This window comes from Bradyrhizobium sp. AUGA SZCCT0177, assembly GCF_018130125.1.
GTDB lineage: Bacteria > Pseudomonadota > Alphaproteobacteria > Rhizobiales > Xanthobacteraceae > Bradyrhizobium.
This window is the reverse complement of the sequence record NZ_JAFCMA010000001.1, coordinates 108890-128705: the sequence shown is the minus strand read 5'-3', so window position 1 is coordinate 128705 and position 19816 is coordinate 108890. Positions and strand designations below refer to the sequence as shown.

Below are 19816 nucleotides of genomic sequence, written 5' to 3'. Positions count from 1 at the left end.
CCAAAGCGCATTTGCATGGCGCCGTCGTCGCAGCCGGAACGCGGAACTCCGGAAGGTAGAATAGCTGCCCTAGGCCTGCTGAAAGTCCGCGGCAATCCGTGCGAGCCAACGCCGGACGGTCGCCTGCGCGGAGGCCGAGAACCCGGCCGCCAGCCGCCGCTCCACCGCCTGGACATGGCGTCGGCATTTGTCGAGCAGGACCGTGCCGCGACGGGTCAGTGTCCACTGCAGCACCCGGCCGTGGATCGGGTGCGGGGTCTTCCGGATGGCGCCGTCGCGTTCCAAATTGCGGATGATGACGCCGACGGTTTGCGGAGTCAGCAGGGCGACCCGCGCGAGATCGGCGCCCGACAGGCCGGGATAGGCCCGCAGCATCGTCAGCACCACGAATTGCGGCGTGGTGACACCGAGTTCGGCGAGTGCCCGCTCCAGTGTCAGCCGGGTCGCGGCCTGGGCCTGCCGCAGCAAATAGGCGAGGTGGCCTTGCTCGCCGCGCTTGCCTTCGCCCGGCGGCGGCGGGCGGATCATCGCGAGCACGGGATTGGCGGCGGATTTTGTCCGGCGCTGGTGAGGGTTTTTGCGAGAGGATTTCCGGCGCGCAGGCTTTTTTGCCGCGACGGTTTTTTTGGATTTTTTCGACGCCATTTTTTGCGGCCGGCGCGGTTTGGATTTTACCGAAGCTCTGATCTTGCGCGCCATATAAGGGCTCTTATAATAAATCAGTACACTGATAACAGAAGGCAATGAACATGTCACATGCCCGCAAGGAATATAAGGATTTCATGGCGCTGGCGCCCGAGGCCTATGAGGTCGTGCTGGCGCTCGGCAAGGTCGCCGCCGCGGCGGGCATCGACAAGCAACTGCTCGAACTGATCAAGCTGCGCGCCTCGCAGATCAACGGCTGTGCGTTTTGCGTGCAGTATCACATCCTGCAAAGCGAGAACCTCGGCATGTCGGCCGACAAGCTCAACCTGGTCGTGGTCTGGCGCGAGGCGCCGCAATTCTCAGCCCGCGAACGCGCGGCCTTGGCGTGGACGGAAGCGTTGACGTTGCTCAGCGGCGGCGTCAGCGACGAGGTCTATGCGCAGGCGAGCGCCGAATTCTCGGAAAAGGAACTGGCCTATCTCACCTCGGCGATTGCCTCGATCAACGTCTGGAACAGATTCGGCGCCGCTTTCCGCTGGACCCCGCCGGCGCGGCAAAAGCCGGTCGGTGCTGCTGCGTCCTAGCGAACGGCCACAGCGTTTTCGAGCGAAGTGGAACCCGGTTCGCGTGAAGAAAACGCGTGAACAAGAGCCTAGTTGCCGCTCTCGCCACCTTCCTGCGGATCGGGCCGGATCACGTCTAGCGGCTGGGCGTGGGCGACAGCGGCCGGCGCGACAGGGTCCGTGCCGAGCTCGCGCCCGCGACCGCGCAGCAGGCGCTCATAGGCCGAGATCAGCGTGGTGTAGGGATTGACCCAGATCCAGCCGTCCCGCGTGAACACCTGCACGTCGAAATGCAGATGCAGCGAGGTGCCGTTGGGAAAGTCGAGATAGTTCGAAGCCACGCCGATTTTTTCGCCCTCAGTGACCTGGCGGCCATTGAGGATGCCGTCCGCGTCCAGGCTGGACGGATTCATGTGCATGTAGCGAAAGCGGATATGTTCGTTACGGGTGTTGACCTGCAACGTCGCCGCCTGCTGCTTCAGCGAACGGATCAGGACGCCGTCGCGAACCGCGACGACCGCCTGCTGCTTCGGATCGCAACTGCCCGGGCTTTCGCCGTTCTGCGCCATGCACGCGCCGGGACGGATGTCCTGCCCCTGATGGCCGAAACCGGCGGCACATTGGCCGACCTCGAAACTGCGCGCCTCGCAGAAATTGTCCTGCCAGGGATATCCGCGCTCGTCGGGTTTGCGTTTGCCGAAGGATTGCGAGCGGGCGAACGCGGGCGCCTTTTCCAGCGGAAACCGGATCTGCGAATAGACGGTGACATCGGTGCGGCCGCCGCGCTTGCGCGCGCCGCTGTTGGCGACGATGTCACCGCTCGGACGATAGGTGAAGTCGGGCGAGGGCACGATCGGCCGCTCGGCAATCTCGGACGAAATATCCCGGCGCGGCCGCGACGGCTGGCCGCCGGCGATGCGCAGCGCCTTGAGGAAGCGTTCGGCGACCGGATAGGCCTCGCGGCAGGCCAGCCGCCGCGGGCGCGGCGTCGAGTCGAGGCACTGGATCGACACCACATAGGGCACGCCGAAGCGCGTGAAGGCGTAGCGCACATAGCCTTCGCGGATGAAGCGCCGCAGGTCCGGGAATTGCGCCGCCAGCGCCTTGACCGGCTCGCCCTTGCCGGCGAGCGGATCGGCGAGGTCGTAGGTCAGGATCGAGCCCGTGATCTGCACCTCGACGGGCTTAGCGTAAGTCCGCTGCGGCATGCCGTCGCCCGCGCCCGGCTCGAACGAAAACATCGCGTCGTAGCCGGCTGCGCCGGCGTGGAACAGATCGGCGGGGCGGAAGTCGGCTTGATAGCGCGATACCGAGAGGGTGTCGGGTGCGCCGTTCTGGCGGGCATCGAGATAGCTTGCGGTGTCGAACGGCAACAGCACCGGAACAGGACTGCGTCCGATCCCGGGGAATACAGGCGAGGTAATCGCGTTCAGTTGCACCAGCGCTGGCATCGAGCGCGGGTCCCAGCGGGGCGCCCGCCGCTGGCTGGCAAAGGTGAAGGCGGACGCAACCGCGGGCTGGGTATTGATCTCGGAGCGGAGCTGATCCAGCACCGCGCGCCATTCGACGCGAATGGCCGAGATCGAAGGCGTCCGGAACTCGTCGGCCGATGCACCGATGGCGCAGGCGGAAAGCACGCAAAAGGCTGCCAGCCAGCGCCTCAGCAAGCGGACAGCCTTGGTACCCAATGCATCGCCCCCCGGCGCATGCCCCGATGTCTAACTCTGGCGCCTAGTCCTTGGCGCGCTCGACGTAGGAGCCGTCCTCGGTCATGACCACGATCCGCGTTCCCGTTCCGACGTGCGGCGGCACGTTGGTGCGTACGCCGTTGGAAAGGATAGCAGGTTTGTAGGACGAAGACGCGGTCTGGCCCTTGGTGACCGGCTCGGTTTCGACAACTTCCAGCGTCGCGCGCTGCGGCATCTGGATCGCGACCGGAACCATGTCGTGCAGCGAGAGCTTCACCGACATGTTTTCCTGCAGATACGGCGCGGCCGAACCGATGATTTCCTTGGACACCTGGACCTGGTCGTAGGTCTCGCCGTTCATGAAATGGAAGCCATCGGTGTCCTCGTAGAGGTAGTTGAAATTGTGATCCTCGATCGTCGCCTTCTCGACCTGGTCGGTGGTCTTGTAGCGTTCCGAAATCTTCACGCCGTCGCCGATCCGGCGCATTTCGATCTGACTGACCGGAGTTCCCTTGCCGGGATGGATGTTCTCGGCGGTCAGAACCACATAGAGCTTGCCGTCCTGCTCGATGACGTTGCCCTTGCGAATTGAACTGGCGATGACTTTCAAAGCGGTTTTCCTGAATTTCTGGCCTCCGACCGGTCAGGACAATTGTGTCCCGCGGCCAATGAGGCGGTTTCGGGCTGCAACATACTGATTTGCCCTCCAGATACCAGCCTTTTGCGGCCCGTTCCGGCAGGTTACGGACTGGCCGGATCGACGGTCCGTGCGGCGGCTATTTCCGCTTGGGGCGAGGGGACGTGAAGGCCTGGGCGTTGTGCTCGGCAAAGGCGGCGGGCACCGTAAATGTCCCGGTTTTCAGGTCATAGGCACACCACCAGTCCTCGATATAGGGCCGCGGCTTGTCTTCGCCCTGGGCGTCGAAGGAGAGGCTGATCACGACGTAGCGGCTGTCGGGCCAATGCAGGCCCAACCCAGCGTAATTGTCGTCCATTCCTTTGACGAGGGCGGCAAATACGTGACTGAGCGAATCGCGGTCCTTGGGGTCGCGACGCAGCTTTTTGGCTGCCGGCGAGCCCCAGAAATAATCCCAGGCCATCTCGCTCAGCGGCTTCGGCGTGGCGGAGGAAAACTGAAATCCGTTCCGCCGGTACAGAAACAGCGTTTGGAAACCGGCACCGGTTTTCTGCATGCGTACCAGCCACTGGCTGTTCGGGGTAAAGCGAAAGCCTGCGGGGTAGCCCGCGAGATCGATGCCTTCGCCAGTATTCAGCAGCGAGGGGTGTCGACGCCCCTCGTCGAAGGTCCAGAACTGGAACAGAAAACCTTCATCGCCCTTGTCCGCGGCATATTGCTCAACCCGAATTTGCCTGTCGGGTGAGGTGAAAATGTCATCCGCATCCGTCTTCAGTTTGAACTCAGACCCGGGGCCGGTCGCGCTGGCGGGCGTTGGCGTGGTGACGACGAGCAACAGCATACCTGCCAGCAGAAGCGCTGTTCGTCGTAACCATCCGCCAGACATGTGTGCATTCCGTTCCATTTTGCTGCCCATTGGACTCGCCAATGGCCGCGAGGTTCAGGGCGCAACTTCAAGTTCGCGGCGCCGATCGCGCGAATGGACAAGACGTGCGTCTTTCGACATGACAGACGGACCGGACGCGGGGTATCCGCGGTGTTCCCGGCATGGCTGCTTTCCAGCGGAGAAAGTTGAATAGTGTCAATGGTATCCGGCGATATCCTGAACGTTTTCATGGGCTCGTACGCCGCTGCAGGCGCGCGCGCCGCTCCGGCTGGTTGCTGATGGCCGGGATCGACCAACCATCGCCATGGTGGTCGCCGGCGCGGCATGCGGACCGGAAGCCGTTCCTGATGGCGCGGGCTGCGATCACGAAGGGCTTGCGGGCCTGGTTCGACGAGCAGGGATTCGCCGAGGCCGAGACGGGCATCCTGCAGGTCTCGCCGGGCAACGAGACGCATCTGCACGCGCCCCGGACCGAACTGACCGGCGGAGACGGAACCCGCGCGCTGCGCTATTTGCGGACTTCACCGGAGTTCGCTGCCAAGAAACTGCTCGCGGCGGGCGAAGACAAGATATTCGAGTTTGCACGCGTGTTCCGCGACCGCGAGCGCGGCGATCTTCATTTGCCTGAATTCACCATGCTGGAATGGTACCGCGCCAACGCGGCATATGACGCCATTATGGCCGACACGATTGTGGTGATCGCCCATGCGGCGCAGGCGACGGGCATCGGGCAATTCTCGTTTCGCGGCCGCATCACCGATCCCTTCGCCGAGCCTGAATTGCTGACGGTCGCGACCGCGTTCGAACAGTTCGCCGGGATCGACTTGCTGGCGACGGTCGCGGGTGGCGAAGGGGATCGCAGGGCGCTCGCCGAGGCGTCAAAATCGCGGGTGCGGATTGCGGACGACGACACCTGGTCCGATATCTTCAGCAAGGTCCTGGTCGAGCATATCGAACCAAATCTCGGGCAGGGGTGTTTGACGGTATTATTTGAGTATCCGGTGCCGGAGGCAGCGCTGGCGCGCGCGAAAGCGTCCGATCCGCGCGTGGCCGAGCGGTTTGAGGTCTACGCTTGCGGCGTCGAGCTTGCGAACGGGTTTGGCGAATTGACCGATGCTGCCGAACAGCGCCGCCGTTTTGCGCAGGCAATGGACGAGAAAGCGCGGCGTTACGGCGAACGCTATCCGCTCGACGAGGATTTCCTGCAGGCGGTCGCCGTGATGCCGCAGGCCAGCGGTGTCGCGCTCGGTTTTGACCGACTGGTGATGCTGGCAAGCGGTGCGCTCAGGGTGGATCAGGTGGTATGGACACCACCGGCGGGAGAAGCATGAACAGGATCGATCCGAAATTGGCGGCGACGTTGCGGCAACCGGCGGAACTCGTCGATTGCGGGCTGGCGCCTGCGGCTGAACTGGCCGATCTCGAACAGGTGGCCGCGCGCTACGCGATTGCGGTGACGCCGGATATCGCCGCGCTGATCGATACCGATGATCCAGACGACCCGATCGCGCGGCAGTTCGTTCCAAGCACGCTGGAACTGGTGCAGGAGGCCGGCGAGCGCGCCGATCCGATCGGCGATGACGCCCATTCACCGGTCGCCGGCATCGTTCATCGCTATCCGGATCGTGTGCTGTTCAAACTGGTTCACGTTTGCGCGGTGTATTGCCGCTTCTGTTTTCGCCGCGAGATGGTCGGCCCCGGCAAGGCGACGGCGCTGTCGGACAACGCCTATCGTGACGCGCTCGACTATATCCGAGTGCATCCCGAGATCTGGGAAGTCATCCTGACCGGCGGCGATCCCCTGATGCTGTCGCCGCGCCGGTTGGCCGAGATCATGGCCGACATCGCCGCCATCGATCACGTCAAAATCATCCGCCTTCACACCCGCGTGCCGGTCGCGGCCCCCGCGCGCATCAGCGACGAGATGGTCGCAGCGTTGAGGGTTGGTGGCGCCACGACCTGGGTCGCGGTTCACGCCAACCATCCGCGTGAGCTGACGGTGGAAGCCCGCGCCGCTTGCGCCCGGTTGGTCGATGCCGGCATCCCCCTGGTGAGCCAGTCGGTGCTGCTCCGCGGTGTCAATGACGATGCGGCGACGCTGGAAGCCCTGATGCGGTCCTTCGTCGAATGCCGGATCAAGCCGTATTACCTGCACCATGGCGATCTCGCGCCGGGCACCTCGCATCTGCGCACCACGATCGAGCGCGGACAGGAACTGATGCGCGGCTTGCGCGGACGCGTTTCCGGGCTATGTCAGCCCGATTACGTGCTCGATATTCCCGGCGGCCACGGCAAGGCGCCGATCGGCCCGCATTATTTGTCGCATCCAAATTCCCGGGAACGTGAACTATCCTCGGAAACGCGTTATCGTGTCGTCGATTATTGCGGTGACGTTCACCTCTATCCGCCGAAGCCGTGAACCGGCGATGACGGACGGGGATCAGGGAGGGCAGAAGCCGCCGGAAGACGAGAGCAGCCGCGCGATCGAAAACGCGGTAATGCTGGCTTTCTTCGCGGTGCTGGTAGCAGCCGGTATCTGGTTGCTCAGCACCATGTCCGATGTACGAAAGGCGCAGGATTGCGCGGCCCAGGGGCGTCGCAATTGTGGAACGATCGATGTTCCGGCGCGATAACAAGAAATGAGAGCGGGAGAACCAAAATGCGAAAATTGATCCTGTCGGTGGCGCTTCTGGTTCTGACCGGTAGTCCGGACGTGTTCGCGCAAGGCTCAACGGTGCCGAAAAATTCGGACAAGCCGGTGATCCAGGCGCCAATCGGTCATCGCCAGCCACGCGCCAGCGACGTTCCCAGCGAGAAAAATTTGAACGATCCGAACGATCCCCTGAGCAAGGAAAATGCTCTCCTCGACAAAAAGATCAAGAGCATCTGCCGCGGCTGCTAGGCGCGGGGCACAAAGGCCGCTCCACACCACGATTGATCGGCTTGACCGGCCAGAGTCTGCTTCATCAGCTTGAGCAGACTCTGGCTGTAACGTTTTGGTCGACCATGGATTCTTAAGCCGACCGTTCATTGAACGGTCGGCGCGCCAAGCCCCGTCTCGCCTCGACGGCGTCGGCCAGGACGTTGAGCGCCTGCACGGTGGTTTCCCAGTCGATGCAGCCGTCCGTGATGCTCTGACCATAGGTGAGCGGCTTGCCCGGCACCACATCCTGGCGGCCCGCGACGAGATTGCTCTCCATCATCACGCCCGTGATGCGTGTTTCACCAGCGGATATCTGCTGCGCGATGTCGGCCGCAACCAATGGCTGGTTCTCGGGCTTCTTGCTGCTGTTGGCGTGGCTGGTGTCGATCATGATCCGCGGTGTCACGCCTGAACGGGTGAGTTCGGCCGAAGCGGCATCGACGCTGTCAGCGGCATAGTTCGGCTTGCTGCCGCCGCGCAGGATGATGTGGCAGTCATCATTGCCGGTCGTAGCCGCGATCGCCGAGCGTCCGCCCTTGGTGACCGCCATGAAATGGTGGGGATGCGACGCCGACTTCACGGCCTCGGCCGCGATGCGCACATTGCCGTCGGTTCCGTTCTTGAAGCCGACCGCGCAGGAAAGTCCGGACGCGAGTTCGCGATGGATCTGGCTTTCCGTGGTGCGCGCGCCGATCGCCGCCCACGCCACCAGGTCGGCGATGTATTGCGGCGTCGTCATGTCGAGGAATTCGGTGCCGGCCGGCAGACCAAGATTGTTCACCGCTGAAAGCACGTTGCGGGCGAGACGCAGGCCCCTGTTGATGTCGAAGCTGCCGTCGAGGCCGGGATCGTTGATCAATCCCTTCCAGCCGACTGTCGTGCGCGGCTTCTCGAAATAGACGCGCATCACGATCTCGAGGCGGTCGGCCAGCCGCTCGCGCAGGGCGACGAGGCGCTCGGCGTATTCGACGGCAGCAGCGGGATCGTGCACCGAGCAGGGTCCGACAATGACCAGAAGCCGGTCATCGGTTCCGTTCAGGATCGCGTGGATGGCGTTGCGCGCCGCCATCACGATGCGCGTGGCGGTCAAAGTGCGCGGTATCTCGCGCATGACCTCTTGCGGCGTCGTCAGCTCTTTCAGTTCGCTTATTCGAAGATCGTCGGTGGTGCTCAACACGGCTCTGGCTCCTGTTTTGAAGAACCTGCCGGCCAATAAAAAAGCCGCCAGGATTTGGCGGCTGTTCGGATTATTTGCTGCAATTATTCAGATTGCGCGTGATCCTCCCACCGCCAGCGAGCTGTCGAAGCTAAAATACCAATAGTTGCTGGCGGCGATCATGATCATGGCCGGCTCTATAGCTCACGCATCGGGACTTGTCATCCCCCAATCGGCGGTGGAATTGGCTCGCGCAGCGCCAGCCCGTGTCAGGCCTTGCGCGCGGCGAGCGCCATGCCGACCAGCGACGCGCCGCCAAGCACCAGGTTGATCCCGACCAGGAGACCGATCGCCCATTCCGCTGAACCCGGAAGGCCGGCAATGATCAGGAACGAGATCAGGATGTCCATCAGTCCGGAGACCAGCAGCCAGGACCAGCGCCCGGACAATTCGCGGCGGTGCTCCAGCGCGTACATGATGGTGGTGACGCCTTCGATCAGAAAGTAGGCGCCGACGACGATGGTCAGCGTCAGCACGCCCTGCATCGGCCGCGCCAACAGCACGAGGCCGGCAAGCACGGCCAGCGCTGCGGAAAACAGCGACCACCAGAAGCCCGGCATCTGCCGGGCCCAATAGGTGACGACCAGCCCGGCGATCCCGCTGATCAGGAACATCCAGCCGAGGAATATGGTCACCGCCAGGCTTGCCAGCGGCGGCACGATCATTGCGGCCAGGCCGAGCACCGCCAGCAGAATGCCTTCGAACAGGAAGGCTTTCCAATGCGCCTTCACGGCGGCGCCCATGTCGGACTGCAATTTGGCGATGTCCTTGGGAAGCATATCTTGGGGAAGGGTCATCACAGCTCTCCCGCTACGCACGGGCCGATACTAGAGCGTTTTCGAGCGAACAGGAATGGTTGGCGCAAGGAATTGGCGGGTTGAAAATGCGTCCAATTTTAGCTGAGGCGCTAACCAGCCTCGCTCGCCGACGAAAAGCCCTCCGACGTCGTGCGCATCCGGTTACGGCCAAAGACGTAGACAGCCGTGGTCGCGACCAGCAGGGCGAGGCCGATCAGGATCGATGTGAAACCGATCGGGATCAGAACCAGCGAGGCGTTGCGTTCCGGATTGATGAACCAGTGGTGCAGCGAGGTCAGCAGGAACGACACGCCCGCAAAACCTGCACCGCCGCCCACGACCAGCAGCGCCCACATTCGCCGCAACTGGCTCAGCCGCTCGCGCGCAATCTCGGTGCGCGGCGCGTGATGGCGGCCGACGCGCCGCACCAGCCGCGCCGCAAATCCGATCGAGCTGAAGCCGATGATCAGGCTTGCCGTTCCCAGCAGCATCCGCGTGGTGGAGCCGAGATCGGGATGCTTTTGCAGAATCAGCAGCGGAAAATCGAACGCCGCATGCAGCGCGACCGGCGCAAACAGGGCCAGCATCCAGCTCGAGATGCGGGCGAGGTCGCGATTGTGCCTGTTGGCACCGAGCGCCGTGCCCGCACGTGCGATCGCGATATAGGCGCCGGCGATAATGCCGAGCGCACCGTGGAACGGCACGGTGAGGACGCTGCGCAATGCCGCCAGCGATCGCCACATGTCGGCGTGCTGCACCAGGTACGCCAGATTTTCGTAGGCTGCGAATCCGAGGCCCGCGGCTGCGCCGTAAACGACGGTGTCCATCGGATCGGCAAAGGTGCGACGCTTCCACGACACCGCGATGATTACGATCACCTTGACGATCTCCTCAGGCGCGGCAACGCCGAACACCGAGCGGAGCCCCTGGGTCATCCAGGGATTTCCGGGGACCGCGAGAATCGCGGCAAACGGCGCCCGTGCGATTCCGAGCAGCGAAATACTGGCCGCGCCCAGCACGAATGCGATCCACACCTGCGCTGGCGGGCCGGGGCGCTCGTCAGCGGCGATGACCAGCCACAGCAAAAGCAACGCGGGCGCGATCGCGGCGACGCCGATGACGGTCGGGAGGGATTGAAGCAGGAGCATTTAGGGGACTTTGTTCGGATGGATCGAAAATGGCCGTAAATTCAGCGCTTTGCAAGGAAGGCAAACGCGACTTGTTGTCGCCAAAAGGCGAGGGGCGGACTGGCTAATTGTTACGTTTCGAGATGGGTTTCCCAGCAATTCGGGAGCGGGCAAGGGCGTTGATCGCGGGAACTTCGATCCCAACTCTTTCCTCCTGACTGTGACCGCCGCGCCACAGCATTAGCTGCCTAATTCCTCTACAACCATTGGCAGCAATATTGGCCCAAGGGGAATCAACATGAAGAAATTTGCACTGGGAATGCTTGCTGCGGTTGCAATGACTGGATCGGCTGTCGCGGCCGATATGGCTCCCCGTTACGCCAAGGCGCCGCCTCCGGCTCCGGTCGTGGTGTACAACTGGACCGGCTGCTACATCGGCGGCAACATCGGCGGCGGCTGGGCACGAACCTCGCAGGAACGCACCGAAGTCATCGGCGTCGGACTGGTTGTTCCGGCGACCAATTACGGTTCAAGCGACGGCAGTGATTTCGTCGGCGGCGCGCAGATCGGCTGCGACTACCAGTTCGCGGGCAATTGGGTGCTCGGCATCCAGGGCATGTACAACTACGCGCGCATCGACCACTCGCATTTCCTGACGGCGTTCCCGACCTTCAGGTCCGATGTCACCACCAAGGACATCTTCACGGTAACGGGCCGCTTGGGCTACCTGTTCACGCCCCAGTTGCTCGGCTACATCAAGGGTGGTGGCGCCTGGACCAAGTCTGACTATGAGATCTTCCAGCCGGGTGGCGTGCTGCTGTCCGAAACCGCTTACGGCGTCAGCCGCAGTGGCTGGACCATCGGCGGCGGTCTCGAATGGATGTTCGCTCCGGGCTGGTCGGTGTTCGGCGAATACAATTACATGGACTTCGGTCACAAGGACGTCGCGTTTACGACTGCGCCCGCCGCTGTCGGATTCCCGGACCGTGTCCGCACGAAGCTGGAAGTTTCCACCGCGCTGGTTGGTGTGAACTACAAGTTCAACTGGGGTGGCCCGGTCGTCGCAAGGTACTGAGCCTTGAAGGACTGAGCCTGGTACCAGGTACTGAGTTCTTCCCGAGACTAATTAAAAGCCCCGGCATCGTCCGGGGCTTTTTTTGTGGCGAGAGCAGACGCACCGAGATGACCGTCGTGCAATCGGCTTGGCGCGTAGCGAGGCCGATTTCGACCTGCAGGCGCAATGAGCGTTGGCGTGCTTAGCCCGCCAAGAGGCGCCGGCAAGCGTCGACAAACACCGCGGCGCCGGTGACGATGTCGGCGTCATCAGTGTTCTCGGTCCAGTGATGGCTGATGCCGCCGATCGAGGGCACGAACAGCATGCCTGACGGCATGATGGTCGAGAGAATCTGGGCGTCGTGACCGGCGGCGCTGGGCATGCGGATCGACCTGCCGCCGGCAAGCGCCTTGCTCACAGCTTCGATCGCTTGCTGGAACGAGGCGTCCATCATCGCGGGCGCGCCAGTGCGAATGCGCTCCACCGCAACCGTGCAGGGGCCGCGCGCGCTGACGTCGGCGGCCATGCTTCGCAGCAAATCCTCCAGGCGATCGATCACAGCGGGGTCGTCGTCGCGTATCTGGAACAGCATTTCCGCGGATCCCGGGATGATGCTCGGCGCACCCGGATCAAGCCTGATCGAACCGGTGGTCCAAACCGTGCGCGGCCCGCAGGCTTTCGGAAACCGTTCGTCGATATCGACGCAGAATTTCGCCAGCGCGAGGCCAGCGTCCTTGCGCACGGCCATCCGCGTCGTGCCGGCGTGGTTTTGCTCGCCGGTGAAGGTGATTCGGTATTGCCAGATACCGACGATGGAGGTGACGACGCCGATATTGAGCGCGCCGCCCTCGAGGGTCTGACCCTGTTCGATATGCGCTTCGAGATATCCGATGTGGCGCCCGCGTTCGGCGGTGGCGCGCGGGCGGCCGGCGAGGCCGATTTCGCGTAGCGCCTCGCGCATGGTGCGATCGCTGTTGCGGTCGCGCGCGGCGTCGACGTCAGCCTCGGTGAGAGCGCCGACATAGGAACGGCTGCCGAGGAAACTGCCGAAATGGCCTTCCTCATCGCACCAGGATGCGACCTCGACGGCGCCCTTGATGCTCGGATCCGGATTGATGACGCGGGCGGCTTCAAGCGCATAGATGACACCCAGCGGACCATCGAGCCAGCCCGCGTAATTCTGGCTTTCGAGATGCGAGCCCGCCAACAGTTTCGGGCCCGGTTTCGTGCTGGTGCCCAGCACATTGCCGATGCCGTCGATCTCGGCGACAAGGCCCGCCTCGGGAAGCCGCTGCACCAGCCATTCCAGCGAGCGCATATGCGGCTCCGAGAAGGTCGGCTTGTGGACACCGGTCTTGTAGGCGCCGATGCCACGCAACGTATGGAGGTCGGCGAGAACGCGGGCGCCGTCGAAGGGAAGGGTCTTGTCGGGCATTGCTGGTGCCTCTCCTTGATTGGCAGTCAGGGGCCGGTCGGCTTGCGATAAACATCCTTGGTCGCGAGCCTTCCATCGCGAAACGTATAACACTCGACGCCGCGTTGTTCGCGCTGTTCACCGGTGGCGCGCACGGTTTCGCTGACACGGAACGTCATGAAGGTCATATCATTGGCGTGGTGATAGGCCACGTCATGGAAGCGTTGCGCCGAGAACAGGGCCTTTTGCTCGGCGAGATGTTCGGCAATGGCGGCGGCGCCGGCGAGGGATTTGGTTACCGCCAGGCCATCGTGAAAGGTCCAGAGAAAGTCAGGCGTCACCACGGAATAGAGCGCAACCATGTCTCCCTTGAACAGGGCGCGGGCGAAGCCTTTGAACAGATCGTCGCGTTCGGTGGAGGAGGGCGCCATGATTTTATTCACGCTCCAACAATCCCTGGCTTAGAAAGTGTACCGGCTGATGAGCATTTTTTCGATCACGTTCGGCAGCAGAGCGAACCGGCGCGAACGAGTCAAATCTCCATTATTTTGAGGCGGTTGTCCCGCACCGACGCGGCGAGATGATCCAACAAGCGCGATGCCGTTCAGAAAAATGTTTGCTTCGATCCCTTGACGAATTTTCAATCTTCTGCGCATACCAACGCCCCTTCGCCGGAATCCGCCGGCGCTCTTAAGGACCGAAGCCATGTTGAGCCTACGCTCACATATCGTCGCGAAAGCCGCCGCCGCGCTGCCGTTTATTCGGCCGTGCGATTGGTCGCGCATGTGCGTGGCGAAGCAAGGTCCGAGCTATCTGGCGCCCGAAAATCTCGGGACCACCAGGACAGCGAGAGCGTAAATCGGCAGCGGGAATCTACCCTCTGCCTCAAGGCAGAGAGCGAAGATGACCCGCGACAGCACCACAGGACTCGAGGACCGTGACCGCCAGAGGATTTTGTCCTCGCCGGTGGCGCATGCCTTCGTGCGCATCGTGACGCAGCGCCGCGGCATCTCCGAGGCCGAGGCCGAGCAAGTCTATCTCGATTACATCAACCGAGCGCAGCCGGCGGACAATTGCCGGCGTCGTGAGGACGCTTGATCATTTCAAGCGATTTCGAATTCAGGATGGCCGTCCCTGCAAGGACATAAGACGGCCCGCTGATCCGGTACTGGTCCCCTTTGGTGGGGCGGCAAACGGTGGTTTCAGGGCAGCGAAGCAATTTCTGTTGGCCGGGGTTGTCCCGGCCGTTTGTAAATTTTTCTAGAGCTGGCGTAGCTCAGATGGAGAGCAGCGGTTTTGTAAACCGAAGCGCGGAGACTCGAGCCCTCCCGCCAGCACCAATCGTCGAGTGTGATCTTCAATACGTAACGCGAGCGTGGCGAAACTGGTAGACGCACCGCACTCAGACTGCGACGGGCTTGCCCGTGGGGGTTCAATTCCCTCCGCTCGCACCATCACGCTCCCGTAGCCAAGCGGTAAGGCATCGGTTTTACGCACCGACATACGCTCGTTCGATCCGAGCCGGGGGCACCACCAATCATGCGCTTTTAGCTCAGTGGCAGAGTACCGCCGCGACATGGCGGTTGTCCGCGGTTCGATTCCGTGAAGGCGCACCAATTCACGCTCTTGTAGCACAATGGCAGTGCGACCGCTCGATAAGCGGTTGATGCAGGTTCGATTCCTGACGGGAGCACCAATCAAAGGAAGCCAACATGATCATCGTTTTTTCGCCTGTGACGGAACGCAACGATGCCTTCAAGGCACACCTTGCGAAACCGGCGCGGCTGGTCGCCGCAAACCATCGAGACGATGGATCCGGAGCGTTAAACCTGACTGGAGATGGAGCGGCCTTTTAAGCCGTGCGCAAGTGGTTCGAAACCACCCGGATTCTCCAATCAAGGACCAGTGCCCCCAGCGGCCAAGGGAGCGGATTCTTAATCCGTCGACGCAAGTCACCGTCGGTTCGAGTCCGACCTGGTCCTCCACTTCGAAAGAGATTCCCGACCGGGTCAGGAACACAAGAAATCAACGCTGCGGCTGTGGTGGAACGGTAGACACCCGCGCTTGAGGGGCGTGCGCCTTGTGCATCCGAGTTCGAGTCTCGGCGGCCGCACCATTTTGCAGAATTTCTCTCTCAAACCGCTCCTGGACCCAGCTGGCGACGGGGCTCGACTGTCGATCGAGTTTTGGCGAGTTCGATTCTCGTCAGGGGCGCCACTGCGAATTCACCTTGAAAGAATTCCGTGATCAGCATCAACGCGAGGAGGTTTTCATGTTCCAGTATTGCTCCGCGCTGGTGCTCAACGCGGATTTCCAGCCGCTGAGTTACTTCCCGCTCAGCCTGTTCGGCTGGGAGGACGCCATCAAGGCGGTCGTCAAGGGATCTCACGTCGTCGTCGCTGAATACGACGAGGTCGCCCGGAGCCCGTCGATCCAGATGAAATTGCCGTCGGTGATCGCGCTGCGCTGTTATGTGCGGCCGCCGACCAGGGTTGCCTTCACCCGGTTCAACGTGTTCCTCCGGGATCACTTCGTTTGCCAGTACTGCGCCGTCCAGCACCGCCCGAGCGATCTCACCTTCGACCATGTCCTGCCGCGCGCCGGCGGCGGCGTGACATCATGGGAGAACATCGCCACGGCATGCAGCCCCTGCAATATGCGGAAAGACACGCGACTGCAGAAACCCCGCCGGAAGCCGTTCGAGCCCACGGTGCATCAGCTTATGGCTGCGCAGCGGCACTTCCCGCCGAACTTCCTGCACGAGACCTGGCGCGACTTCCTGTACTGGGATGTCGAACTCGAGAAATAAGCCGCCGGCCACGGCCGGCGGTAATCACCACGTAGCTCAACTGGATGAGCGCGACCATCCGAAGGTTGAGGATGTAGGTTCGAGTCCTATCGTGGTGGCCAGGATTGATGTCCAGAACGTGCGGCTCCTGCCAGCGCAGAGCTTCGGTTCTACGGCAGGTCTTCGGGACATTTGGGGTAACGCCAAGTCTGGTGACTGAGCGGGCCTGTAAAGCCTGCGCCTTTGCGCACGCGCGGTTCAATTCCGCGGTTACCCACCATCCCCTGGATTCGCCAACAGCCGTCTAAACCCGCGGACCTGGTATATTGGGAGTGCCATGCGCTGCCCGCGCATTGATAGCGGTTCGATTCCGCTGGTCCGCGCCATCTTGCGAAACTGCGCGCGTTACGCAGTTCGCCGTCCAGGAAGCTAATCCAGTGAAAGCATCGGTTTGAAACGCCGAGGAGGTCAGGGCGGCACTGACTCTGGACACCATCACGGGGAGTGCACAAGGGTGCATTTGATCCTTGCAAGATCGAAGCGGCCGGGGCGGTACCGGCACTCTCCACCACCTCATTCCCGCCGAGCCATCTCGGTGAGGGCGCCCGGCTGTTAACCGGGGTAGCGCGGTTCGAAACCGTGGGCGGGAGCCAATCCTGTTGTCGGCCGATGCGTCGATGCAAGACAGGAGCATGTACCGTCAACGACCTGTAGCTCAGTTGGAGTCAGAGCGCCGTGCTACGAACGCGGAGGCCGGGGGTTCGAGTCCCTCCAGGTCGGCCAATGTCTACAGTCTGTAGGGGAGCCTGGTCGTCCCTACCTGCCTTGGAAGCAGGGGATCGCTGGTTCGAATCCAGCCAGACTGACCACGCCAATCACAGATCAGCCGCCTTCCTGGCTGCCGCGACGCTGTCCTTGATACCATTGGAGTTGAGAATCCCATCTTCGAATGCGATTCGCGCTGCGGTGAGCCTTCGGTTCAGTTGCAGCTTGGGACCGGCTCCAAATAGCCGGTCGATCTCCGAGGTTATCTGAAGCATTTGCGCGGCGGCTTCATGGCTGACACCAAGCTCATCAAGCCGTGCAGCGACCGACTTTTCCCGTTGCGTTAGCGGCCGTTTCTTTACCGATTTCGGTTTCCACTTTTTCGCGATCGCCCTTTTGGTCTTCTTCGCTTTCTTTATCACCGTAGCCGCTCCCTTCGTCTGGCGGTCCAGGATAACACCCATTCACGGTGAAGGTCACCGGTTTGAATCCGGTAGGGAGCGCCATTGCGGGCGCGTCGCCAAGTTGGTCTAAGGCGCCGGATTTTGATTCCGGTGACCGCTGGTTCGAATCCAGCCGCGCTCACCAAATCCATCGCTCGGCCTCTCGGGAGGGCTTGCTGCTCATAACGGCGAACAGGACGGTTCGAAACCGTTACGAGCGACCATTGCCCTTCCGACCTCGTCTATCAGCTAGGACGCTTGCTTGTGGCGCAGGAAAACACGGGGCAGCACCGTGGGTCGGGACCAAGCTGGGGAGTGAAGCTCAAGTGGACGAGCGCTGGTCTCCAAAACCAGAGGTTCCAGGTTCGAGGCTTGGTTCTCCCGCCATTTTTTCCGTGGCATTGAGAAATGATTGCCGCGCCCAGGAATGAATTCGTTTGCGCGCGGTGGGCGCCCACCAGCGATCGCAATCGAGTGGCTCCGAGTTCACTCATCTTGAAGCGAGCGCGGCCACGCGGGGAAATTCCGTCCGTGGCAGTCGCTTCCTCGGACGGGGTTTCGGGTTTGATGCAGGCGTAATCTATCAAACCCGGCGCTCAGCGGGAGCGCCGATCAAAGGCTAACAGTCGGTCAGATTGCAGAAAAGTAGAGTCGGGAAAACTTGGTAGTTGTACGCATTTCGTAGCTCAAATACGTCTGGAGGCGAGCGAATTTCGGAAAGCGGCAATGGGCCGGCTTGCTTGATCTGGGTCAAGGTTTGCGGAGTTTCTGGGATCAGCATTGCGCTGCAATGCATTCGTGCTTTTCACCCTTTCCAAGATAAATCCTAAGGGAGGTTTCGATGATTTTGGTTCAGAGGAGTGTTAGCGTCGCGCCTGGAATGTTGTCGGCAGCAATGGCATTCGCAAACGAGATCAGTACCCAAGTAAAAACAACTACGGGCATCGATCTGAAAATAGCTGTTCCGGTTGGAGGTAATGCTGCTCGCATGGCTTGGATTGCCAACTACGAGAACTTGGCCCAGTACGAGGCTATGGGGCTGAAGCTTCTTGGTGATCAAAAATACCTGGAGCTGATCAAGAAGGCGGCGGGCCTCTTTGTGCCCAACACGCTCCATGATGAGATTTGGCGAACGCTCTAAAGGCGCGCGTAAGCCGCCCCGAGGGGCCTGGCAAATCGCTGGAAATGCTTAGTCCCATCCTCCTCGGTCTCTTGCCTCAAGGACTGAGCGTTCAGATCATCGAAAGAGGCCGCCAGCGGGGCGGCCTCCCGAGCGTCTTAAAACTCAAACTGTCAGCCAAAATAGCCGTAGTAGTCGGTTGGATTGGTGCGGGCATACGCCGCGGTAAGCTGTTGCTGCAACGCGATCCGCTGATCTGTCCGCACCCCGAAGCCTGTAATGACACCGCCGCCGCTTACAGCCTCAAGCTGCTCGTCCATCATTTCGGTTGCCTCAATCTGATAATCCGATTTCATGTCGCTCTCCTGGTCCCTTTTCCCGATGGCACCATTGCCTCGGCTGATTGCGACATTGACGGATAAATTCTCGTGGCGCTGTTCCCTACGGAACAGGCCAAAAGGTCGCGCGAATTCGGTTGAACTAGTCGCAGCGTTAATTGGCGCCGATCCGCTCCCTCAAGACGGAACCCGGTGTCCACGAAGTTGGATGATCCACGTCTAACGAAGCGGCCAAACTCAAAACCGGTTCGGCGCTGGCGCCCGACCGAAATGGCGGCCTTCGAGGCTCGCTCGCCTCTCGGAACAAAGCAGCGGACTGCTTACGAGTTGATGCTCAACGTCGGCACGGCAAGGGTCGACGTCCACATGATGACGTGGGCGCAGACCGACGCCGACGGCGTTCAGTACACGCGCAGAGGCGCAGCGAGCGATGTGCGATCGAGCAGCTGGACGACCATAGGGAGAACAGACTTAGCCAAACCGAATCTGAGCGTTTGAGAAAAGAGGTCAAATCGTGAGGAAGATCAAAATGACACGAAAGCGACTGGCGCTCCCTAGCGGAATCGAACCGCTCTCTCCACCGTGAAAGGGTGGCGTCCTAACCGATAGACGAAGGGAGCAAAAACAACCGGAAAATCAGTGCTTTACAGCATGATGCACCGTGTTGGTCGCCGTTAATCGGGTTGGATCAGGCCAGCGACCGGCGAACGTATAGTGGCGTTTTGCCGGGCGGGCAAGCGGCCTGAAACTGCCTTTTTCCGGGCGCTTCCGGCCCGCACCGGCAAGGGGGACCGGCCAAAACAACCGATGTTTTGCAACGGATTTTAAAGCCGCCTGGAGTAGGGCTGGTGGCAGGGGAACTTCTGACATGGCCTTGGGCACCAAAAAGCGCGAGTCGCGCAAATCGCTGCATCAATCCGGGTGGATCACGCTGGACGGCGGCTTCGCGGCGCGCCCATGCGTGGTGCAGGACATGTCCACGACGGGCGCCAAGGTCACGATCGACGATCCCAACACGCTGCCCGCCAAATTGAAGCTGGCGTTTTCGCGCGACGCCCGGACCGGGCGAAACTGCGAAGTGGTCTGGCGCCGGGGCAAGTCGGTCGGCATCAAGTTCGTCCGCTAGCGCCCCGCGGCGCGGGGAGATAAAAGGCGGGATGCGAAAATCCCTCCTTGCGATCCCGGTTCTGGTGCTGACTGGCGTGGCGGCGTTTGCCGCCGAACCATCCGGCCATCAGAAGTCCGGCAAAAGCGCCCCGTCGGACAAGCTGCTTCCGCTGAAGGGAGCGACATCAAGCAATCCATGCGCGGCGTATGGGGCGGGATTCGTCAGGGTCGAGGGCACAGAGACCTGCGCGAAGGTCGGCGGTGCCATCAGTATCGAGGCCGGCACATCGGCTCGATCGCGCTGA

The 19816-nt window shown here is 61.8% G+C and carries 25 protein-coding genes and 18 tRNA genes; 30 read left to right on the top strand and 13 right to left on the bottom strand.

Annotation, left to right across the window (positions count from 1 at the left end; all coding sequences use genetic code 11):
• Positions 1 to 69 precede the first annotated feature (69 nt).
• Positions 70 to 645, bottom strand: a complete 576-nt coding sequence (locus tag JQ597_RS00720; RefSeq protein ID WP_212261747.1) for a MarR family transcriptional regulator — start codon at positions 643 to 645, stop codon at positions 70 to 72.
• 104 nt (positions 646 to 749) lie between these two features.
• On the opposite strand from JQ597_RS00720, the gene JQ597_RS00715 reads away from it, so the two are divergent.
• On the top strand, positions 750 to 1229 hold the full coding sequence (locus JQ597_RS00715; RefSeq protein ID WP_212261744.1) for a carboxymuconolactone decarboxylase family protein: 480 nt from the start codon (positions 750 to 752) through the stop codon (positions 1227 to 1229).
• Between the two features lie 68 nt (positions 1230 to 1297).
• Here JQ597_RS00715 and JQ597_RS00710 read toward each other — a convergent pair whose 3' ends face one another.
• From JQ597_RS00710 to JQ597_RS00700, 3 genes are all read right to left on the bottom strand, one after another.
• Positions 1298 to 2875, bottom strand: a complete 1578-nt coding sequence (locus JQ597_RS00710; RefSeq protein ID WP_249147144.1) for a M23 family peptidase — start codon at positions 2873 to 2875, stop codon at positions 1298 to 1300.
• Positions 2876 to 2939: 64 nt separating this feature from the next.
• Entirely contained in the window at positions 2940 to 3506 is a 567-nt protein-coding gene (gene efp / locus JQ597_RS00705) for an elongation factor P (protein ID WP_212261738.1), read from the bottom strand.
• Between the two features lie 166 nt (positions 3507 to 3672).
• A complete protein-coding gene (locus tag JQ597_RS00700) occupies positions 3673 to 4449 on the bottom strand; it encodes a hypothetical protein (protein ID WP_212261735.1) in 777 nt (258 codons plus the stop codon).
• Between the two features lie 248 nt (positions 4450 to 4697).
• Between JQ597_RS00700 and epmA the strand changes: the two genes are divergently transcribed.
• From epmA to JQ597_RS00680, 4 genes are read left to right on the top strand one after another with little or no spacing between them, the layout of a single operon-like run.
• The gene (epmA, locus tag JQ597_RS00695; RefSeq protein ID WP_212261732.1) at positions 4698 to 5750 is read left to right on the top strand and encodes an EF-P lysine aminoacylase EpmA; all 1053 of its coding nucleotides are present in this window, start codon (positions 4698 to 4700) and stop codon (positions 5748 to 5750) included.
• The gene (locus JQ597_RS00690) at positions 5747 to 6838 is read left to right on the top strand and encodes a lysine-2,3-aminomutase-like protein (protein ID WP_212261730.1); all 1092 of its coding nucleotides are present in this window, start codon (positions 5747 to 5749) and stop codon (positions 6836 to 6838) included. Before epmA ends, JQ597_RS00690 begins: the two co-directional genes overlap by 4 nt.
• Positions 6789 to 7052, top strand: a complete 264-nt coding sequence (locus JQ597_RS00685; RefSeq protein WP_212262497.1) for a hypothetical protein — start codon at positions 6789 to 6791, stop codon at positions 7050 to 7052. The genes JQ597_RS00690 and JQ597_RS00685 overlap by 50 nt, the downstream gene beginning before the upstream one ends.
• A gap of 26 nt (positions 7053 to 7078) precedes the next feature.
• Complete coding sequence (locus JQ597_RS00680; RefSeq protein WP_212261727.1) at positions 7079 to 7321, top strand: hypothetical protein; 243 nt, start codon at positions 7079 to 7081, stop codon at positions 7319 to 7321.
• A 112-nt stretch (positions 7322 to 7433) separates the two neighbouring features.
• Here JQ597_RS00680 and JQ597_RS00675 read toward each other — a convergent pair whose 3' ends face one another.
• On the bottom strand, positions 7434 to 8519 hold the full coding sequence (locus JQ597_RS00675; RefSeq protein ID WP_212261724.1) for a 3-deoxy-7-phosphoheptulonate synthase: 1086 nt from the start codon (positions 8517 to 8519) through the stop codon (positions 7434 to 7436).
• On the opposite strand from JQ597_RS00675, the gene JQ597_RS00670 reads away from it, so the two are divergent.
• On the top strand, positions 8506 to 8664 hold the full coding sequence (locus tag JQ597_RS00670; protein ID WP_192735767.1) for a hypothetical protein: 159 nt from the start codon (positions 8506 to 8508) through the stop codon (positions 8662 to 8664). The two genes, JQ597_RS00675 and JQ597_RS00670, sit on opposite strands and share 14 nt — an antisense overlap.
• Positions 8665 to 8767: 103 nt before the next feature.
• On the opposite strand, the gene JQ597_RS00665 is transcribed toward JQ597_RS00670, so the two are convergent.
• Together JQ597_RS00665 and JQ597_RS00660 are read right to left on the bottom strand one after the other, a co-directional pair.
• Positions 8768 to 9355: an HdeD family acid-resistance protein gene (locus tag JQ597_RS00665; RefSeq protein ID WP_212261721.1), complete on the bottom strand. Its 588-nt coding sequence runs from the start codon at positions 9353 to 9355 to the stop codon at positions 8768 to 8770.
• Positions 9356 to 9465: 110 nt separating this feature from the next.
• Entirely contained in the window at positions 9466 to 10503 is a 1038-nt protein-coding gene (locus JQ597_RS00660) for a PrsW family glutamic-type intramembrane protease (RefSeq protein WP_212261718.1), read from the bottom strand.
• Between the two features lie 277 nt (positions 10504 to 10780).
• On the opposite strand from JQ597_RS00660, the gene JQ597_RS00655 reads away from it, so the two are divergent.
• Positions 10781 to 11557 (top strand): outer membrane protein, encoded by a 777-nt coding sequence (locus JQ597_RS00655; RefSeq protein WP_212261715.1) that lies wholly within the window; start codon positions 10781 to 10783, stop codon positions 11555 to 11557.
• Positions 11558 to 11738: 181 nt separating this feature from the next.
• On the opposite strand, the gene JQ597_RS00650 is transcribed toward JQ597_RS00655, so the two are convergent.
• From JQ597_RS00650 to JQ597_RS00640, 3 genes are read right to left on the bottom strand one after another with little or no spacing between them, the layout of a single operon-like run.
• The gene (locus JQ597_RS00650; RefSeq protein WP_212261712.1) at positions 11739 to 12971 is read right to left on the bottom strand and encodes a Zn-dependent hydrolase; all 1233 of its coding nucleotides are present in this window, start codon (positions 12969 to 12971) and stop codon (positions 11739 to 11741) included.
• A 26-nt stretch (positions 12972 to 12997) separates the two neighbouring features.
• Positions 12998 to 13393, bottom strand: a complete 396-nt coding sequence (locus tag JQ597_RS00645; protein ID WP_212261709.1) for a nuclear transport factor 2 family protein — start codon at positions 13391 to 13393, stop codon at positions 12998 to 13000.
• Positions 13394 to 13411: 18 nt separating this feature from the next.
• The gene (locus JQ597_RS00640) at positions 13412 to 13606 is read right to left on the bottom strand and encodes a hypothetical protein (RefSeq protein ID WP_212261706.1); all 195 of its coding nucleotides are present in this window, start codon (positions 13604 to 13606) and stop codon (positions 13412 to 13414) included.
• Positions 13607 to 13853: 247 nt separating this feature from the next.
• On the opposite strand from JQ597_RS00640, the gene JQ597_RS00635 reads away from it, so the two are divergent.
• The 17 genes from JQ597_RS00635 (at position 13854) to JQ597_RS00555 (ending at position 16607) form a co-directional block, all read left to right on the top strand.
• Entirely contained in the window at positions 13854 to 14048 is a 195-nt protein-coding gene (locus JQ597_RS00635; protein ID WP_192735774.1) for a hypothetical protein, read from the top strand.
• A 167-nt stretch (positions 14049 to 14215) separates the two neighbouring features.
• Positions 14216 to 14290, top strand: a tRNA-Thr gene (locus JQ597_RS00630).
• Positions 14291 to 14319: 29 nt separating this feature from the next.
• Positions 14320 to 14404: transfer RNA gene (locus JQ597_RS00625), tRNA-Leu, on the top strand.
• A 4-nt stretch (positions 14405 to 14408) separates the two neighbouring features.
• A tRNA-Val gene (locus JQ597_RS00620) sits at positions 14409 to 14483 on the top strand.
• Positions 14484 to 14491: 8 nt separating this feature from the next.
• Positions 14492 to 14566: transfer RNA gene (locus JQ597_RS00615), tRNA-Val, on the top strand.
• A gap of 6 nt (positions 14567 to 14572) precedes the next feature.
• A tRNA-Ile gene (locus JQ597_RS00610) sits at positions 14573 to 14646 on the top strand.
• A 16-nt stretch (positions 14647 to 14662) separates the two neighbouring features.
• Entirely contained in the window at positions 14663 to 14806 is a 144-nt protein-coding gene (locus tag JQ597_RS00605) for a hypothetical protein (RefSeq protein ID WP_212261703.1), read from the top strand.
• Between the two features lie 43 nt (positions 14807 to 14849).
• Positions 14850 to 14935: transfer RNA gene (locus tag JQ597_RS00600), tRNA-Lys, on the top strand.
• A 48-nt stretch (positions 14936 to 14983) separates the two neighbouring features.
• A tRNA-Leu gene (locus JQ597_RS00595) sits at positions 14984 to 15066 on the top strand.
• Between the two features lie 25 nt (positions 15067 to 15091).
• Positions 15092 to 15167, top strand: a tRNA-Asp gene (locus JQ597_RS00590).
• Positions 15168 to 15222: 55 nt separating this feature from the next.
• Positions 15223 to 15759 (top strand): HNH endonuclease, encoded by a 537-nt coding sequence (locus tag JQ597_RS00585; RefSeq protein ID WP_212261700.1) that lies wholly within the window; start codon positions 15223 to 15225, stop codon positions 15757 to 15759.
• Between the two features lie 25 nt (positions 15760 to 15784).
• Positions 15785 to 15860, top strand: a tRNA-Arg gene (locus JQ597_RS00580).
• Between the two features lie 73 nt (positions 15861 to 15933).
• A tRNA-Tyr gene (locus tag JQ597_RS00575) sits at positions 15934 to 16018 on the top strand.
• A gap of 32 nt (positions 16019 to 16050) precedes the next feature.
• Positions 16051 to 16124 (top strand) — tRNA-Gly (locus JQ597_RS00570).
• Positions 16125 to 16315: 191 nt separating this feature from the next.
• Positions 16316 to 16391 (top strand) — tRNA-Asn (locus JQ597_RS00565).
• A gap of 51 nt (positions 16392 to 16442) precedes the next feature.
• A tRNA-Arg gene (locus tag JQ597_RS00560) sits at positions 16443 to 16521 on the top strand.
• Between the two features lie 7 nt (positions 16522 to 16528).
• Positions 16529 to 16607 (top strand) — tRNA-Pro (locus tag JQ597_RS00555).
• 6 nt (positions 16608 to 16613) lie between these two features.
• Here the strand turns inward: JQ597_RS00555 and JQ597_RS00550 are convergent.
• On the bottom strand, positions 16614 to 16925 hold the full coding sequence (locus tag JQ597_RS00550) for a hypothetical protein (RefSeq protein WP_212261698.1): 312 nt from the start codon (positions 16923 to 16925) through the stop codon (positions 16614 to 16616).
• A 7-nt stretch (positions 16926 to 16932) separates the two neighbouring features.
• On the opposite strand from JQ597_RS00550, the gene JQ597_RS00545 reads away from it, so the two are divergent.
• From JQ597_RS00545 to JQ597_RS00530, 4 genes are all read left to right on the top strand, one after another.
• A tRNA-Glu gene (locus JQ597_RS00545) sits at positions 16933 to 17009 on the top strand.
• Positions 17010 to 17013: 4 nt separating this feature from the next.
• Positions 17014 to 17091 (top strand) — tRNA-Gln (locus JQ597_RS00540).
• A gap of 166 nt (positions 17092 to 17257) precedes the next feature.
• Positions 17258 to 17333: transfer RNA gene (locus tag JQ597_RS00535), tRNA-Trp, on the top strand.
• A gap of 454 nt (positions 17334 to 17787) precedes the next feature.
• A complete protein-coding gene (locus JQ597_RS00530) occupies positions 17788 to 18087 on the top strand; it encodes a hypothetical protein (protein WP_212261696.1) in 300 nt (99 codons plus the stop codon).
• A 152-nt stretch (positions 18088 to 18239) separates the two neighbouring features.
• Here the strand turns inward: JQ597_RS00530 and JQ597_RS00525 are convergent, their stop codons facing one another.
• Both JQ597_RS00525 and JQ597_RS00520 read right to left on the bottom strand, forming a co-directional pair.
• Positions 18240 to 18422 (bottom strand): hypothetical protein, encoded by a 183-nt coding sequence (locus JQ597_RS00525; RefSeq protein ID WP_212261693.1) that lies wholly within the window; start codon positions 18420 to 18422, stop codon positions 18240 to 18242.
• Positions 18423 to 18949: 527 nt separating this feature from the next.
• Positions 18950 to 19024 (bottom strand) — tRNA-Glu (locus tag JQ597_RS00520).
• 248 nt (positions 19025 to 19272) lie between these two features.
• On the opposite strand from JQ597_RS00520, the gene JQ597_RS00515 reads away from it, so the two are divergent.
• Positions 19273 to 19530 carry a PilZ domain-containing protein gene (locus JQ597_RS00515; protein ID WP_192735778.1) on the top strand — a complete coding sequence of 86 codons (258 nt, stop codon included), beginning with the start codon at positions 19273 to 19275 and terminating at the stop codon, positions 19528 to 19530.
• A gap of 31 nt (positions 19531 to 19561) precedes the next feature.
• Positions 19562 to 19816 (top strand): porin, encoded by a 255-nt coding sequence (locus JQ597_RS00510; protein ID WP_212261690.1) that lies wholly within the window; start codon positions 19562 to 19564, stop codon positions 19814 to 19816.

Coding starts and splice junctions, on each gene's coding strand:
- JQ597_RS00690 (WP_212261730.1), top strand. CDS start 5,747: ATGAACAGGATCGATCCGAAATTGGCGGCGACGTTGCGGCAACCGGCG.
- JQ597_RS00605 (WP_212261703.1), top strand. CDS start 14,663: ATGATCATCGTTTTTTCGCCTGTGACGGAACGCAACGATGCCTTCAAG.
- JQ597_RS00680 (WP_212261727.1), top strand. CDS start 7,079: ATGCGAAAATTGATCCTGTCGGTGGCGCTTCTGGTTCTGACCGGTAGT.
- JQ597_RS00655 (WP_212261715.1), top strand. CDS start 10,781: ATGAAGAAATTTGCACTGGGAATGCTTGCTGCGGTTGCAATGACTGGA.
- JQ597_RS00650 (WP_212261712.1), bottom strand. CDS start 12,971: ATGCCCGACAAGACCCTTCCCTTCGACGGCGCCCGCGTTCTCGCCGAC.
- JQ597_RS00510 (WP_212261690.1), top strand. CDS start 19,562: ATGCGAAAATCCCTCCTTGCGATCCCGGTTCTGGTGCTGACTGGCGTG.
- JQ597_RS00525 (WP_212261693.1), bottom strand. CDS start 18,422: ATGAAATCGGATTATCAGATTGAGGCAACCGAAATGATGGACGAGCAG.
- JQ597_RS00530 (WP_212261696.1), top strand. CDS start 17,788: ATGATTTTGGTTCAGAGGAGTGTTAGCGTCGCGCCTGGAATGTTGTCG.
- JQ597_RS00635 (WP_192735774.1), top strand. CDS start 13,854: ATGACCCGCGACAGCACCACAGGACTCGAGGACCGTGACCGCCAGAGG.
- JQ597_RS00665 (WP_212261721.1), bottom strand. CDS start 9,355: ATGACCCTTCCCCAAGATATGCTTCCCAAGGACATCGCCAAATTGCAG.
- JQ597_RS00515 (WP_192735778.1), top strand. CDS start 19,273: ATGGCCTTGGGCACCAAAAAGCGCGAGTCGCGCAAATCGCTGCATCAA.
- JQ597_RS00585 (WP_212261700.1), top strand. CDS start 15,223: ATGTTCCAGTATTGCTCCGCGCTGGTGCTCAACGCGGATTTCCAGCCG.
- JQ597_RS00640 (WP_212261706.1), bottom strand. CDS start 13,606: ATGCGCAGAAGATTGAAAATTCGTCAAGGGATCGAAGCAAACATTTTT.
- JQ597_RS00700 (WP_212261735.1), bottom strand. CDS start 4,449: ATGGGCAGCAAAATGGAACGGAATGCACACATGTCTGGCGGATGGTTA.
- JQ597_RS00660 (WP_212261718.1), bottom strand. CDS start 10,503: ATGCTCCTGCTTCAATCCCTCCCGACCGTCATCGGCGTCGCCGCGATC.
- epmA (WP_212261732.1), top strand. CDS start 4,698: ATGGCCGGGATCGACCAACCATCGCCATGGTGGTCGCCGGCGCGGCAT.
- JQ597_RS00715 (WP_212261744.1), top strand. CDS start 750: ATGTCACATGCCCGCAAGGAATATAAGGATTTCATGGCGCTGGCGCCC.
- JQ597_RS00720 (WP_212261747.1), bottom strand. CDS start 645: ATGGCGTCGAAAAAATCCAAAAAAACCGTCGCGGCAAAAAAGCCTGCG.